Consider the following 15,784-nt stretch of genomic DNA (forward strand, 5'->3'; position numbering starts at 1 on the left):
CCGCCATGACCGCGAGCATGAGTGTTGTCGGCAGTTTCGCCGATGTCCCGCTGCACGGCGAGCACGCCGGCGCACCGGCCACCCAAGCTGCCGTCACCGAGCACGTCGCCAGAGCCGCGGCGGCGCACGGATACACGCCCGACCAGCTCGACTGGCACACCCCCGAAGGCATCGCCGTCAAACCGCTCTACATCGCCGCCGACCGCGACGAGGTGGTCGCCGAGGGCTACCCGCTGGACAGCTTCCCCGGTGAGCCTCCGTTCATCCGCGGCCCGTACCCGACCATGTACGTCAACCAGCCCTGGACCATCCGCCAGTACGCGGGATTTTCCACCGCCGCCGAATCCAACGCGTTCTACCGGCGCAATCTGGCCGCCGGGCAGAAGGGTCTGTCGGTGGCGTTTGACCTGGCCACCCACCGCGGGTATGACTCCGACCACCCGCGCGTGCAAGGCGATGTCGGAATGGCCGGGGTGGCAATCGATTCCATCTTGGACATGCGGCAGTTGTTCGACGGGATCGACCTGTCGGCGGTGTCGGTGTCGATGACCATGAACGGCGCGGTGCTGCCGATTCTGGCGCTCTACGTAGTGGCCGCGGAGGAGCAGGGGGTGCCGCCGGAGAAGTTGGCCGGAACCATCCAGAACGACATCCTCAAAGAATTCATGGTCCGCAACACCTACATCTATCCGCCCAAGCCGTCCATGCGGATCATCTCCGACATCTTCGGCTACACCAGCGCGAAGATGCCGAAGTTCAACTCGATCTCGATCTCCGGGTACCACATCCAGGAGGCCGGCGCCACAGCGGATTTGGAATTGGCCTACACGCTGGCCGACGGCGTGGACTACATCAAGGCGGGGCTGGACGCCGGCCTGGACATCGACAAGTTCGCGCCGCGGCTGTCGTTCTTCTGGGGCATCGGGATGAACTTCTTCATGGAGGTCGCCAAACTGCGTGCCGGGCGGCTGTTGTGGAGTGAACTGGTCGCCGGTTTTGGTGCCAAGAATCCCAAATCGCTGTCGTTGCGTACTCATTCGCAGACCTCGGGCTGGTCGCTGACGGCGCAGGACGCGTTCAACAACGTCGCCCGCACGTGTATCGAGGCGATGGCCGCGACCCAGGGCCACACTCAGTCGCTGCACACCAACGCGCTCGACGAGGCGCTCGCGCTGCCCACCGATTTCTCGGCGCGGATAGCGCGTAACACGCAGCTGCTGCTGCAGCAGGAGTCGGGTACCACCAGGCCGATCGACCCGTGGGCGGGCTCGTATTACGTCGAGTGGCTGACCTATCAGCTCGCGCAGCGCGCCCGCGCCCATATCGCCGAGGTGGCCGAGCACGGCGGGATGGCCCAGGCGATCGACGACGGGATCCCGAAGCTGCGCATCGAGGAGGCCGCCGCGCGCACCCAGGCTCGCATCGACTCCGGGCGCCAGCCGGTGATCGGGGTGAACAAGTATCAGGTCGACGAGGACCACGAGATCGAGGTGCTCAAGGTCGAGAACAGCCGGGTGCGCGCCGAGCAGCTGGCGAAATTGCAAGAGCTGCGGGCAAATCGGGATCAGTCGGCCGTCGACCGCGCGCTGGCCGAATTGAGTCGCGCTGCCGCGGCGCATGGCCCCGCGGGTGAAGACGGACTTGGCAACAATCTTCTGGCGTTGGCCATCGACGCGGCACGCGCCAAGGCCACCGTCGGAGAAATCTCCGACGCGTTGGAAAAGGTGTACGGACGTCATCAAGCCGAGATTCGCACTATCGCCGGGGTTTACCGTGATGAAGCCGGAAAGGTGAGCAGTATCTCTAGAGCCACCGAACTCGTCGAGAAGTTCGCCGAGGCCGACGGTCGGCGGCCTCGGATCCTGGTGGCCAAAATGGGCCAGGACGGCCACGACCGCGGGCAGAAGGTGATCGCAACGGCGTTCGCCGACATCGGGTTTGACGTCGACGTCGGATCGCTGTTCTCCACCCCCGAAGAAGTGGCCCGCCAAGCCGCCGACAACGACGTGCACGTCGTCGGGGTGTCGTCGCTGGCCGCCGGTCACCTGACCTTGGTGCCGGCGCTGCGCGACGCGCTGGCCGAGGTCGGCCGGCCCGACATCATGATCGTGGTCGGGGGAGTCATCCCACCCGGTGACTTCGACGAGCTCTACGCCGCCGGAGCCACCGCCATCTTCCCGCCCGGGACGGTCATCGCCGACGCCGCGATCGATTTGCTCAAGAAGCTGGCCGAGCAGCGCGGGTACGCCCTTTAGCCACATGGCAACCGAGAACGGCGACAACGTCGAGGAATTGGCGGCGGCTGTGCGTCGCGGCGACCGCGCCGCGCTGCCCCGGGCCATCACATTGGTGGAGTCCACCCGGGCTGATCACCGCGAGCAGGCGCAGCAGTTGCTGCTGGCACTGACGCCGGACGCCGGAAACGCCCACCATGTCGGGATTACCGGGGTTCCCGGGGTGGGCAAGTCGACCGCTATTGAAGCGCTCGGCATGTACCTGATCGAGCGCGGCCATCGGGTAGCGGTGCTGGCGGTCGACCCGTCGTCGACCCGCACGGGTGGTTCGATCCTCGGCGACAAGACCCGGATGGCGCGGCTGGCAGTGCATCCCGACGCCTACATCCGCCCGTCACCGACGTCGGGCACCCTCGGCGGGGTGGCCAAGGCCACCCGCGAAACCATCGTGTTGCTCGAGGCCGCCGGCTTCGACGTGATCCTGGTCGAGACCGTCGGCGTCGGCCAATCCGAGGTCGCGGTGGCCAACATGGTCGACACCTTCGTCTTTCTGACCCTGGCACGCACCGGTGATCAGTTGCAGGGCATCAAAAAAGGCGTGTTGGAGTTGGCCGACATCGTTGCGGTCAACAAGGCCGACGGTGACCACCTGGCCGAGGCCCGCTCGGCGGCGCGCGAGCTGTCCGGGGCGATCCGGTTGATCTATCCGCGTGAGACGCTTTGGCGTCCACCGGTTCTCACCATGAGCGCGCTGGAGGGCACCGGTCTGACCGAGCTGTGGGAAACCGTCGAGCGTCATCGCCAGGTGCTTACCGAGGCGGGGGAGTTCGAGGCGCGCCGGCGTGCCCAGCAGGTGGACTGGACCTGGCAGATGGTCCGCGACACCGTGCTGGACCGGGTGCTGTCCAACCCCGCAGTGCGCAAGGTTCGCGCGGAGGTGGAGCGTCAGGTGCTGGCCGGCGAACTGACCCCGGCCATGGCCGCTCAGCAAATACTTAATGTTGCATCAGCCTAACGGAAGGATAACTTCACAGTTGTTTGCGGACCAGCTCGGTACATTCGATCGTATGAGGCTGGAAGTTGTGGGCAACCGCAGGTCAGTGCTGCCGCGCGGAGTCCACGGTGCGGCCGACCCGAACTTTGCCTGCGCGGTACGGAGCTTCGCGGCCATGTTCCGGGGCCGGCGATTCGGCGGCGGGGCACTGGCGGTGTATCTGGACGGCGAGCCCGTCGTCGATGTCTGGACCGGGTGGGCCGACCGGCGCGGACGGGTGCCATGGTCGGCGGATACCGGCGCACTCGTGTTCTCGGCGACGAAGGGAATGGCCTCGACTGTCATCCATCGCCTCGTCGACCGCGGCCTGATCGACTACGACGCACCCGTTGCTGAGTACTGGCCGCAGTTCGCCGCGAACGGCAAAGCGGACATCACCGTCCGCCAGGTGATGCGGCACCGGGCCGGATTGTCGGCGCTGCACGGCGCGAGCAAAAAAGACTTGCTGGATCACGAAGTGATGGAAGAGCGGCTAGCGGCGGCGCCCGCGGGCGCCTCGTTCGGCAAACCCGCCTATCACGCGATCACCTACGGCTGGCTGATGTCCGGACTGGGCCGGGCGGTCACCGGAAAGGGCATGCGGGAGCTGATCCGCCAGGAGTTGGCCGAGCCGCTGGACACCGACGGCCTGCACCTGGGCCGGCCGCCGGCCGACGCGGCGACGCAGCCCTCGCAGATCATCATGCCGCAGAGCACCATACGCAATCCGCTGTTCGACGCGCTGGCACCCAAGATCGCCGCCCTGGAAATGTCCGCCGGATTCGGCGCCATGTACTTCCCGGGCATGAAAGCCGTTGTGCAAGGCGATCTTCCGCTGCTGGACGCCGAAATACCCTCGGTGAACGGGGTGACGACGGCACGCGGGCTGGCCCGGATGTACGGGGCGATCGCCAACGGCGGCCAGATCGACGGCGCCCAGTTCTTGTCTCGCGAGCTGGTAGCCGGTCTGACTGGTCGACCGAGTCTGCGGCTGGACCGTAATCTCGTGGTGCCGCTGTCATTTCACCTCGGTTATCACCGGGTGCCTTTCAACTTGCTGCCCGGATTCGGCCACGCCGGACTGGGTGGCTCACTCGGGTGGGCGGATCCGGAGAGCGGCTTGGCGTTCGGATTCGTGCACAACCGGCTCTTGTCGCCGTTCGTGCTGATCGACCACGGCGGATTCGTCGCGACCGGCACCCTGCTCCGCCGCGGCGCTAAGGAGGCGCGCAAACACGGGTTCGAGCGGGTGGCGAACTTCGGGGCACCCTTCTCGGAGCCGGGAGCCGTTGCGGGCTAACGGATTACTGAGCGTTCTCGAGCCGGAAGCCGACTTTCAGCGTCACCTGGAAGTGCGCGATGGTCCCGTTCTCCAGGTGGCCACGGACGGACTGCATTTCAAACCAGTCCAGGCCCCGCATCGTCTCTGCGGCGCGGGTCACTGCGTTGCGGATCGCCGCGTCGACACCATCGGGAGAGCTCCCGACAATCTCAATCACGCGGTAGGTGTGGTCGGTCATGGCGTCCCTTTCTTCGGTGAATTGACGCGCTCGCCGAAGGTGGTCGGCTCACGTGTGAAGAGGTACGTCGCCCAGTTCAGCTTGGTGACCGTGCCGTCGGCTGCGCGGGTCACCCGCAGCTGCTCACCGCGCTCCCGTCCGGATACCGTGCGATAGACGTCGTCGGAGATCTTCTCGAACACCGACGGCGGGAGATCGGCGGCCATCGGCACGTCGATGTGTGCCTTGAGCCGTCCCTGCTCCACCACGAACACGAAGGGATGACCCTCGGAGAACCAGCGACCAAGGATGCCGCGCAGCTCTTCGGGCACCTCCGTGCCGGCCCGCCACGGTCTGTCCTCCACCGGGTCGTGCTCGACCACGTGGTCGGCTAGCTCGATCGCCAGCGTGGAGGGCGCTGGCGTGACGGTCGCGTTCATCAGCGCAATTCCACCCGTGCCCGACTCGCGGTGGGTGAAGACGCCGGTGATGTAGCCGGGCATCCCGCCGGTGTGGCCCACCCAGGTACGGTTGGTAGCCGAGCGCATGAGGAAGAAACCCAGTCCCATCGCGCCGGTCCAGACCTCCGCATTGAGCAGGATCTGCGGCTGGCACATCTCCTCCATCGTGTCCGGCGAGAGCAGCTCCGCGGGCGGGTCCGCCACAAACGCCGACCACCGGGTCAGGTCGGAGGCCGCACTGGCCAGGCCGCCGGCCGGTGCCATCGCCTTGAGGTCCATGACCGGCTCCACTCGAGGGACGTCGTCGTACGGCGCGACGTAGTACCCCGTCGCGCGAGGGCCGTCATCGAACCCAACCGTGGTGCGCCGCAGCTGCAGCGGCTCCAGCAGCCGGGTGCGCAGCGAATCTTTCCAGGGCCGCCCGTCGAGCTCCCCGACCAGTTGGCCGAGCATCGCGTAAACGACATTGGAGTAGTGCCAGCGCTCGTGGGGCCTCAGGATCCGTTCGACGCGATCGAAGTCGCGCCGCAGCACTTCCGAGTCTGGGTGTTCCAGGGTCTCCCAGACCTCACCGAGGGGCTCGCGGGCCATCCCCGACACGTGGGCGAGGCATTGCCGGATGGTGATCGGGTGGGAGACTTCCGGGACGTGATCGCCGAGTAGGTCGTCGAGGGTGAGCCGCCCCTCGTCTCGCAGCTGCATGACCATCACCGCGGTTAGCGTTTTGGTGATCGAGCCGATCAGGAACTGGTCGTCTGGCCCGGGCGCGTGGTCACCGTCCAGGTCCGCGACGCCAATCCCGTCGCCCCACACAAGCTCGCCCCCGCGGCACACCGCTGCGTAGAGACCCGGGACCCGCGCCTCGCGCTGCTTGCCGAGAGCGATGCGTCGCAGGGACCGGGTCGTGGTGTCTAGGAGTGGGATCATGGGCCGAACCTAACGCCTGGCGCGGCCGCAGTGGCGCATTGTTCTGGTGCTGGGCGCCTCGAACGGTCTGCTGGCGTGTCGACCGTGGGCGAGCGAGCGGTCGGCTAGAGGCTCCAGTACCGATGCCAACAGCCGGGAGTATTTAACCCGGTAGGTGATTCTCGTCGACATACCCCGCTACGCAGGGTGCCGGTTGCCCGCCGCTGCCCCCGCTGGTCAAGGGCGAGGATCAAGCCACAGGGATGGCTTCGGGAGCACGTCGGTGTCCGTATCGTCGTAGTGCGCCTGCTCCTCCCTTAGCAGCAAGGACCGAACCACCGGGCGCGGCGCGTAAGGTTCAAGCAATTGACTGGCCGGGCGCGGGCGCACTACTTGCGGCCACCAGAACCAACGTCCTAGCAGTGCGGCGGCAGACGGTGTCATGAACGAGCGGACGACCAGCGTGTCGAACAGCAGACCCAGACCGATGGTGGTACCGACTTGAGCGATAATGCGTAGGTCGCTGACCGCCATCGACATCATGGTGAAGGCGAACACAAGGCCCGCGTTCGTCACGACCTTGCCGGTACCGCCCATTGCGCGGATGATGCCCGTGTTTATCCCTGCGCCTATTTCCTCTTTCATCCGGGATACCAAGAGCAGGTTGTAGTCAGACCCCACGGCCAAAAGGATGATCACCGACATCGGAAGCACCATCCAGTGCAAATCTATGCCCAGAATATACTGCCAGATCAGTACTGACAGTCCAAACGATGCACCCAGCGAGATTGCCACCGTGCCCACAATAACTAGTGCGGCCACAAAACTTCGCGTGATGATGAGCATGATGATGAAAATAAGGCAGAGCGAACCAACTCCTGCGATCAAGAGGTCGTATTTGGAGCCGTCTCCCCAGTCCTTATAGGTCGATGCGGTCCCGGCGGTGTAGATCTTGGCGTTCGACAAAGGTGTCCCCTTGAGCGCCTCCTCGGCCGCCGTCCTTATCTGGTTGATGCGCTTAATTCCCTCGGGAGTCGCGGGCTGGCCTCTCTGCGAAATGATGAATCGAGCCGCTTTCCCGTCTGGAGACAGGAACGAATTCATCGCACGTTGGAAGTCTTTGTTTTGGAAGACTTCGGGAGGCAGCCAGAAGGAATCATCGTTTTTTGCGGCGTCGAACGCCTGCCCCATCGCCATTACGTTACTGTTCGCGTCGTCCATCTGGTCGAAGATCCCGGTCATAGTGCTGTGCATGGTCAGCATCATGGTCCGCATGCTTTGCATGCTCGCAATCATCGGCGGGAAATACTCGAGGAGCTGCGGCATGAGCGCATCCAGCTTGTCGAGGTCTTTGACAAGATCCTTTAGCTTCTCACTAATCAGGTCAATACCGTCGAACACATCAAATACGGATCTAAGCGACCAGCAGATGGGAATGTCGTAGCAATGTTTTTCCCAGTAGAAATAGCTGCGGATCGGTCTCCAGAAATCCTCGAAATCCGCAAAATGATCGCGCAGTTCATTGGTGATGGCGGTGATTTCCTTCGTTTGAGTAATCGTGCTATGGGTCGTGGCAGTAATCTGTTGCGTAAGACCATACATGCGCTGCATGGTGCCGATCATTACCGCCATATCGTCGGCCTGCTTAAGCATGTCATGCATGCGCTCTTTCATGTACCGCATAGTTTGTTGCTGACTCGCATTTTGTATGCTGATCTGAAACGGTATTGACGTGTGGTCGATCGGCGTTCCCTCAGGGCGAGTTATGCCCTGTACCCGGGATATTCCAGGAACCCGGAAAACTGCCTTTGCTAGTTTATTTAGAATCAGAAAGTCTGTTGGATTCCGCATATCGTGATCTGACTCGATCATCACAATTTCCGGCATGGTTCGTGCCTGGGAGAAATGACGGTCAGCGGCCGCAAACCCTAAATTGGCCGGAATATTGTCGGGGATATAGAGTCGGTCGTTGTAGCTCGTTTTATAGCCCGGCAATGTCAGTAAACCGATCAGTGCGATCGCGCAGGCGGCGGTCAGAATGGGCGCGGGCCAGCGGACAATCGCGGTGCCGACGCGGCGCCACCGGCGGACGCCGATCCTGCGCCTGGGGTCGAATAGCCCAACGTCGCTGCCCACGGCAATAACCGCCGGAACCAACGTGACCGCGACCGCGACCGCAACGACCATGCCCACGGCGCACGGGATGCCCATCGTCTGGAAATAGGGCATCCGCGTAAAGCTCAGACAAAAGATTGCCCCCGCGATAGTCAAACCGGAGGCCAAGACAACCGGGACGACTCCGCGATAAGTGGTGTAGTAGGCCGTTTCCGGGTCCTCGCCGGCCTGTCGCGCCTCTTGATATCTACCGAAGAAGAATATCGCGTAATCGGTTCCAGCCGCGATTCCAAGGGACACCAACAGGTTAATGGCGAATGTCGAGAGCGCAAGAATATTGTTGTAGCCGAGAAACGCGACGATTCCCCGGGCCGCCGCTAATTCGACCCCGACCATGACCAACAGCAGAACCACGGTCGTGATCGAACGGTACACAAGAAGCAGCATCGTGAAGATCATTACGACGGTTACCACGGTGATCTTCAGAACGGATTTGTTACCACTGTGCTGCATATCCACGACCAGCGGTGCCGCACCAGTGACATACGCCGTGACCCCGGGAGGCGGCGGGGTCCGCTTTACGATATCCCGGATCGCCGCCACGGATTCATCCCCCAAGGTTGTGCCTTGGTTGCCGGCCAGATTCACTTGCACATATGCGGCCTTACCGTCGGGGCTTTGCGCGCCCGCCGCAGTGAGTCGATCTCCCCATAGATCCTGCACGTGTTCCACGTGCTTCGAATCGTCTCTTAACGTACGAACCAACCCGGCATAATACGTGTGAGCATCGTCGCCGAGTGGCTGTTTCCCCTCCAGCACGATCATCGCGAAACTGTCGGAATTAGATTCTTTGAAGTCCTTGCCCATGCGCATCATGGCCTGCACCGACGGCGCATCTCTAGGGCTCATCGATACGGAATGCTGTTGCCCGACCTTCTCCAGCGATGGAACTGCCAGGGTCACAATCAGAGTCAGGGCCACCCAGGCCAGGATTACGAACAGCGCCAGCCGGCGGATTGTCCCAGCTAAACGGGGCGGCCGAGGGCGTTCGGTGTTCATGCTGCCTTCAACGGGCAGAAGGTAAACATCCCGCTAGCTCCTCAGCAACAGGGAGCGCACCAGCGGACGGGGTCCTAACGGCCGAAGTAATGCACTGGCGGGGCGGGGACGCACTTGTTGTGGCCACCAGAACCAGCGTCCTAGCAATGCGGCGATCGAGGGGGTCATGAAGGCGCGGACGACCAGCGTGTCGAAGAGCAAACCGAGGCCGATCGTGGTACCGATCTGAGCGATAATGGTCAGGTCGCTGACCACCATGGACATCATGGTGAAGGCGAACACCAGGCCCGCATTCGTCACGACCTTTCCGGTGCCCCCCATTGCGCGGATGATGCCCGTGTTTATCCCGGCTCCTAGTTCCTCTTTCATCCGGGAGACCAGCAGCAGGTTGTAGTCAGACCCCACTGCCAAAAGGACGATTACCGACATCGCCAGAACTACCCAGTGTATTTGTATGCCGAGAAGGTACTGCCAGACGAGTATCGATATTCCGAAGGACGCGCCCAGCGAAAGCGCTACCGTTCCCACAATAACCAGGGCGGCGATAAAACTTCGCGTCATGATCAGCATGATGATGAAGATCAGGCACAGCGCAGCGACTGCCGCGATCATGAGATCGTATTTGGAGCCGTCCACAATGTCTTTGGTCATCGCTGCGGTGCCAGTGAGGTAGATCTTGGATTCCTCTAAGGGAGTTCCTTTGAGCGCCTCCTCGGCCGCAGTTTTAATTGCGTTGACCCGCGAAATCCCGTCGAGTGTCGCGGGATCATCCTTTTGCGTAATGAGCATACGGGCCGCCCTACCGTCCGGCGATAAGAACACTTTCAGGATTCGTTTGAAATCCTTGTTCTTGAAAACGTCCGGCGGCACGTAGAACGAGTCGTCGTTTTTGGAGTTGTCGAAAGCCTTCCCCATGGCTGTTGCATTATCGCTTGAGTCCTCCATCTGGCCGAAGACCCCGGACATCGTGCTATGCATGGTCAACATCATGGTCCGCGTGCTCTGCATTGTCGCGATCATTGGCGGAAACTGGGTGAGCAGCTGCGGCATGAGCATATCCAGCTTATCGAGATCCCTGACGAGATCCTCGAGCTTATCGCTAATCAAGTCGACACCGTCGAGCCCATCAAATATGGATCTCAGCGACCAGCAAATCGGAATGTCGTAACAATGCTTTTCCCAGTAGAAGTAGCTGCGGATGGGCCTCCAGAAATCCTCGAAATCCGAAACGTGATCCCGCAATTCCTCAGTGATCGCCACCATGTCATGCGTTTCGCCGATCATGTGATGAGTCGTGGCAGTGATCTGTTGCATCAGGCCATACATGCGCTGCATTAGGCTGATTGTTTTCGCCATCTCGTCCGCTTGCTTGAGCATGTCATTCATGCGCAATTTCTGAAAGTTCAGATTTGCTAATTGGCTGGCCTGCCCCATGCTGAGCATAAACGGTATCGAGGTGTGTGCGATCGGGGCTCCCGTGGGCCGAGTTATAGACTGCACGCTGGCAATGCCTGGAACGGCGAAGACGCCCTTCGCTAGTTTGTTCAATATCAGAAAGTCTGCGGAATTGCGCATATCGTGGTCGGACTCGATCATCAGGATTTCGGGCGTCATCATTCGCGATGCGGGGAAATGTCGCTGCGCGGCCGTATAACCCAGATTGGCGGGGATATCTTTGGGGATGAACTTCTGGTCGTTGAAGCTGGGGTTGTATCCCGGCAGAGCCAATAGGCCGATAAGTGCGACCGCTAACGTCGCGACGAGAATGGGCGCGGGCCAGCGAACAATCGACGTGCCTATCCGCCGCCATCCACGACCCATGACTAGGCGCTTGGGCTCGAACATGCCGAAACGGCTGCCTAAGGCAATAACTGCCGGGACCAGCGTGAGCGCCACCGCGACCGCGACCAGCATACCTACCGCACAAGGTATTCCCAGGGCTTGGAAAGCGGTCAGCCGTGTAAAGCTGAGGCAGTAAAGCGCTCCGGCGATGGTCAAACCGGAAGCCAAGACGACCTTGGCGACGCCGCGGTATGTGGTGTAGAAGGCGGTTATTCGATCCTCGCCAGCCTGACGCGCCTCTTGATAACGGCCGAAGAAGAATATCCCGTAGTCAGTTCCAGCTGCGATCGCGAGGGATGTCAGCAGATTAACGACGAAAGTAGTAAGACCAATAAGCTCGTTATGGCCGAGCAACGCGACGATACCTCGGGCCACCTGCAATTCAATCCCGACCATCAGCAACAAGAGAATTACGGTGACAACCGATCGGTATACGAGAAGCAACGTAGTGAAGATCACCGCGAGGCTTACCACCGTAATTGTGATCAACGTCCTGTCGCCACTGCGGCCCATGTCCGCCGCGATCGCCGAAGGACCGGTGACATACGCCTTGATGCCCGGCGGTGCTGGCGTCCGGTCCACGATGTCCCGGACGGCCTGGGTCGATTCGTTCCCTAAAGTTTGGCCCAGCTCACCGGCGAGGTCCAATTGAACATAGGCTGCCTTACCGTCGGCGCTTTCCGCGGCATCCGACGTGAGTGGGTCCCCCCAGAAATCATGGATGTGCTGTATGTGCCGGGGGTCGTCTTTTAATTGACGAATCAAACGATCATAGTATCGGTGAGCCTCGTCGCCCAGGCGCTGCTGACCCTCCAGGACGATCATCGCCACACCCTGGGAATTAGTTTCCTTGAAGTCCTGGCCCATGCGCTTCAGCGCCTGGAACGACGGCGCATCGTCGGGACTTATCGATACTGAATGCTCTTTCTCGACCTGCTCCAAGGTGGGGACAGCGAAATTAAGAATGACGGCGATCGCCAACCACGCCAAAATGACAGGCACGGCAAATCGATGGATCATCTGCGCCGGCCGCGGTGGCGCGGTGTGTCCGTTGCCGATGTGTTCGTAGCTCATGCGGCCTTCAACAGGCAGAAGGTAAAGGCGTTCACTTCGTTCGATACTCTTTCGGCTTTGACTTCACCGTCGACCACGATGCGGCAGCCGATGCTGTCACTATCGCCCTGCGCCGAGACACTTCCGACGGCCGTCGCCTCGGTGCTCGCGAACTCCAACTTCCACGGCAAGGGCGCGTTGTCGACATGCCTGGGGTCAGCATTGACGTCGAAATAGCTAATGGTGGCCACCGTCCCTGGTGGTCCGAAGACCTCGTACGTCAGGCGCTTGGGGTTGAAAGGTTTGGTGTCGTTGAGTTTGGTATCGGCATACGAAGGACGCTTTTCAGAACCAAATACACTGTGAAGCCTTGTCACGGTGAACCCTCCGCTGGCGATGACCACCAGTATGACCAGCGGAATCCACGACCGTCTCAAAACTTTGAAAATCGCGCACCCCTCCCATTTCCGCACGCGGCATCATCGTCACCGCCCGAACATGCAACTACACATCGGCCGCGACACGCCAGACGGCGACCTCGCATGAGGTGCGCGTCGCAGGCTAGCGTACGGCGATCACCTCAAGCGTTCGGCCCCCAGGGAGCGCGACCTGATCTTGATGAGTAAACCATGCCGGGGCCCTCCATATCGGCTCGTTCGCAACGCGATATGGATCGTAATGCATACCGCGTGCGTAAAGGCAGGAAACAGGAATTGTCTCGCATCGGCCCGTAAATCACGTGATGTGCGTTACCCTCGCACGGTGGTGTCGTTTGCCTTCCAGCGCGCCCGCACCGAGAAGCAAAAGCGCCAACGTGCGGCGGCGATCGTGGCAGCCGCGCGTTCGGTGGCACTGGAGGAGGGTGTCGCGTCGGTGACCTTGACTGCCGTCGCCGACCGCGCCGGGGTCCACTATTCCGCCGTGCGCCGCTATTTCACCTCCCATAAAGAAGTGCTGCTGCATCTCGCAGCCGAAGGTTGGGTGAGGTGGTCGAACACCGTGTGCGCCGCGTTGCGCGAGCCGGGTCCGATGTCGCCTTCGCGGGTCGCCGAGACGTTAGCGAACGGTCTCGCCGCAGATCCGCTCTTCTGCGACTTGCTCGCCAACCTTCACCTGCACCTCGAGCACGAGGTCGATCTCGACAGGGTTGTCGAGATCAGGCGGACCAGCGCCGCTGCCGTGATGTCGTTCGCGGATGCGATACAGCAGGCGTTGCCGGCGCTGGGGCGCTCGGGCGCACTGAATGTCCTTCTTGCTGCCTACTCTTTGGCAGCGCCCTTGTGGCAGCTCACCCACCCGCCGAAGGGACTGAGCGACGCCTTCGCCGAGGAACCGCAGGTTCCGACCGAGTGGAACCTCGATTTCGCCTCCGCGCTTACCCGACTCCTGACCGCGACCTGCGTCGGATTCCTCTCCGAATCGACTGAGCGAAACCACACCTGACGCTGAGCTCGTCTAGGTCCGATGGCAGTCAGAGGGCAGGCATCGCGCCCGCTTGATAGCCCATCGCGGGGTCGTCGCCGCTTCTTTTCGGGACTGCGTCCGCCCCGGCTGAGGCTACTGATCCAAGCGTTCGCGGCACTACACCCACCAGAACGTCATCGTCTCTCGAGGCGCCCGTCTCTGCTCGATAGCGAAACGCCGCAACGCCAAACCCATTGCTGCAGGCCACAGCTCAGAAAGCCACCACCGCCGGAACCCTGCGCGACGCACCATTCGCGGATCTTCTTGCCGAAACGTCAGGAATTTGTTGAAACCCCGGACCGACACCCTTGGGCTTCAGTATGGTTCGGAACGTTACGCGCACGTCAAACTAGGTGGTTTGGAGAATCGGTGAGCATCAATCCGTTCGACGACGACAATGGCAGCTTTTTCGTCTTGGTCAACGACGAGGAGCAGCACAGCCTGTGGCCGACCTTCGCAGATGTTCCAGCCGGGTGGCGAGTGGTTTACGGCGAAGCTGACCGTGCGGCGTGTCTGGACTACATCGAACAGAACTGGACCGATATACGGCCGAAGAGTCTGCGCGACAGACTGGCAGAGAACCGGTCTTCGGACTAAGTAATCCTGGGGGCTTTCTGACCGGTAAACCGTCTCAAGGGGGAGTTTGATGGAACTTGACGGCGGGGCGCTTCCGCTCACGCGCGGACAGCTAGATATATGGCTCGCGCAGGAAACGAGTGATCCCAGTACTGAGTGGCAACTCGGCCTATTCGTCAGGATCGACGGCGCGGTAGAACGTGCTTCTCTCGAATGGGCCATCCGCCGAGCGGTGCGAGACGCCGAACCAGTCAGATCCGCCTTCTTCGGGGTGGATGGCCAGGTTTTCCAAAAGGCCATCGATTACCCGGATGTCGAACTGGAATTCTATGACCTGAGCAGCTCGGCCGATCCCGTTCAGGAAGCCCGGGCGATAGCGCTATCGATCCAACATACGCCAATGCCGTTCACCGGCCCGCTGTTCAAATTCGCATTATTTAAGACGCGGAACGATGAATTCTACTTGTTCGGGTGTGGCCACCATATAGTCGTAGACGGATCCGGCATTGCCCTTGTTGGCCAGCGGATCGCATCCATCTACTCTGCAGTCATTTCTGGCGCGCCAATCCCCCCTTCCTTCTTCGGCTCATTGCAAGACTTAGTCGACTGCGAGTTGGAATACGAAGCGTCCAACGATTATCTAGAAGATGAGGCCTTTTGGAGCGCGAACCTTCCCTCGGACGGCGGACCGAATTATCGGTCTCAGCAAGCCGCGGCCGAGGGTGATCTGCACCAGCCTTCTGCGCCAGTCCAACTGGATCCTCTGGTCGTTCGTCGAGTTGAAGATTTAGCCCACGCGTGGAACGTGCCTCGCTCATCGGTCATCACTGCGGCGTGCGCTCTGATGGTGCGTGGGTGGTGTGCCGAGGGTCCAGAGGTGGTGCTCGATTTCCCGGTCAGTAGGCGAGTATCCCCGGAGTCAAAGACGCTGCCCGGGATGCTTGCCGGGGTCGTACCACTGGTATTGACGGTGTCGCCGGAGTCTACGGTTGCCGATTTTTGCGAGCATGTGGACACGCGAATACGGGAGACGCTGCAGCATCAGAGGTTTCCGGTGCAAGCGCTTGAGCGCAGGGCCCGGCTCCGCGACCCAGGGCAGCCCTCTGATCGGGTGAGCGTTAATTTCCTCCCGTCTACATTTGTTCTGCCCTTCGGTGGTGTCGCGGCATCGGCGTCATTGATCAATGCTGGCCTCGTAGGCGCCTTTGGGTTGATTTTCTCTAGCGGCGGTGACCAGCTTTTTCTCAACACGACCGGCGCTGGGCAGCCGTTCTCGAATTTCGACGTCTCCGATTTAGCGTGGCGGCTGCAGCGGGTATTGGCGGCGATGGCCGCCGACCCGGGGCGGCGGCTGTCGTCGATTGATTTGCTCGATGAGGATGAGCAGCCCCGGCTCGATGATTGGAGTAATCGGGGGGTGTTGACGGCGGCGGCGGCGCCGGTGTCGGTTCCGGTGTTGTTTGCCGCGCAGGTGGCGCGTAGTCCGCGGGCGGTGGCGGTGACGTTTGAGGGCCGCTCGATGACGTATGGGGAGTTGGAGGA

The 15,784-nt window shown here is 61.6% G+C and carries 11 protein-coding genes; 6 read left to right on the top strand and 5 right to left on the bottom strand.

Features of this window, described 5'->3' with window-relative positions:
• The first annotated feature begins 5 nt into the window (after nt 1–5).
• The 3 genes from scpA to lipL are packed head-to-tail and all read left to right on the top strand — an operon-like array spanning nt 6 to nt 4,567.
• On the top strand, nt 6–2,255 hold the full coding sequence (gene scpA, locus AWC06_RS09435) for a methylmalonyl-CoA mutase (protein WP_085196704.1): 2,250 nt from the start codon (nt 6–8) through the stop codon (nt 2,253–2,255).
• Nucleotides 2,256–2,259: 4 nt separating this feature from the next.
• Nucleotides 2,260–3,249, top strand: coding sequence for a methylmalonyl Co-A mutase-associated GTPase MeaB (gene meaB / locus AWC06_RS09440; protein ID WP_085196706.1), 990 nt, complete (start codon nt 2,260–2,262; stop codon nt 3,247–3,249).
• Between the two features lie 52 nt (nt 3,250–3,301).
• Nucleotides 3,302–4,567 (top strand): esterase/beta-lactamase LipL, encoded by a 1,266-nt coding sequence (gene lipL / locus AWC06_RS09445; protein WP_085196708.1) that lies wholly within the window; start codon nt 3,302–3,304, stop codon nt 4,565–4,567.
• Nucleotides 4,568–4,571: 4 nt separating this feature from the next.
• Here lipL and AWC06_RS09450 read toward each other — a convergent pair whose 3' ends face one another.
• From AWC06_RS09450 to AWC06_RS09470, 5 genes are all read right to left on the bottom strand, one after another.
• The gene (locus AWC06_RS09450) at nt 4,572–4,787 is read right to left on the bottom strand and encodes a dodecin (RefSeq protein ID WP_085196710.1); all 216 of its coding nucleotides are present in this window, start codon (nt 4,785–4,787) and stop codon (nt 4,572–4,574) included.
• Nucleotides 4,784–6,154 carry a serine hydrolase domain-containing protein gene (locus AWC06_RS09455; RefSeq protein ID WP_085196712.1) on the bottom strand — a complete coding sequence of 457 codons (1,371 nt, stop codon included), beginning with the start codon at nt 6,152–6,154 and terminating at the stop codon, nt 4,784–4,786. The genes AWC06_RS09450 and AWC06_RS09455 overlap by 4 nt, the downstream gene beginning before the upstream one ends.
• Before the next feature lie 216 nt (nt 6,155–6,370).
• Complete coding sequence (locus AWC06_RS09460; RefSeq protein WP_085196714.1) at nt 6,371–9,307, bottom strand: MMPL/RND family transporter; 2,937 nt, start codon at nt 9,305–9,307, stop codon at nt 6,371–6,373.
• Between the two features lie 33 nt (nt 9,308–9,340).
• Entirely contained in the window at nt 9,341–12,223 is a 2,883-nt protein-coding gene (locus AWC06_RS09465) for an MMPL/RND family transporter (protein WP_085196716.1), read from the bottom strand.
• A complete protein-coding gene (locus AWC06_RS09470; RefSeq protein ID WP_227371138.1) occupies nt 12,220–12,675 on the bottom strand; it encodes an MmpS family transport accessory protein in 456 nt (151 codons plus the stop codon). The genes AWC06_RS09465 and AWC06_RS09470 overlap by 4 nt, the downstream gene beginning before the upstream one ends.
• A gap of 271 nt (nt 12,676–12,946) precedes the next feature.
• Between AWC06_RS09470 and AWC06_RS09475 the strand changes: the two genes are divergently transcribed.
• From AWC06_RS09475 to AWC06_RS09485, 3 genes are all read left to right on the top strand, one after another.
• Nucleotides 12,947–13,645, top strand: coding sequence for a TetR family transcriptional regulator (locus tag AWC06_RS09475; RefSeq protein ID WP_372458186.1), 699 nt, complete (start codon nt 12,947–12,949; stop codon nt 13,643–13,645).
• Nucleotides 13,646–14,035: 390 nt separating this feature from the next.
• A complete protein-coding gene (locus AWC06_RS09480) occupies nt 14,036–14,263 on the top strand; it encodes an MbtH family protein (protein WP_085196721.1) in 228 nt (75 codons plus the stop codon).
• Nucleotides 14,264–14,312: 49 nt separating this feature from the next.
• Nucleotides 14,313–15,784: condensation domain-containing protein (locus AWC06_RS09485; protein ID WP_244899060.1), on the top strand; the 1,472-nt coding region annotated here is incomplete at its 3' end.

It is taken from the genome of Mycobacterium fragae (assembly GCF_002102185.1).
Classification (GTDB): Bacteria; Actinomycetota; Actinomycetes; order Mycobacteriales; family Mycobacteriaceae; genus Mycobacterium; species Mycobacterium fragae.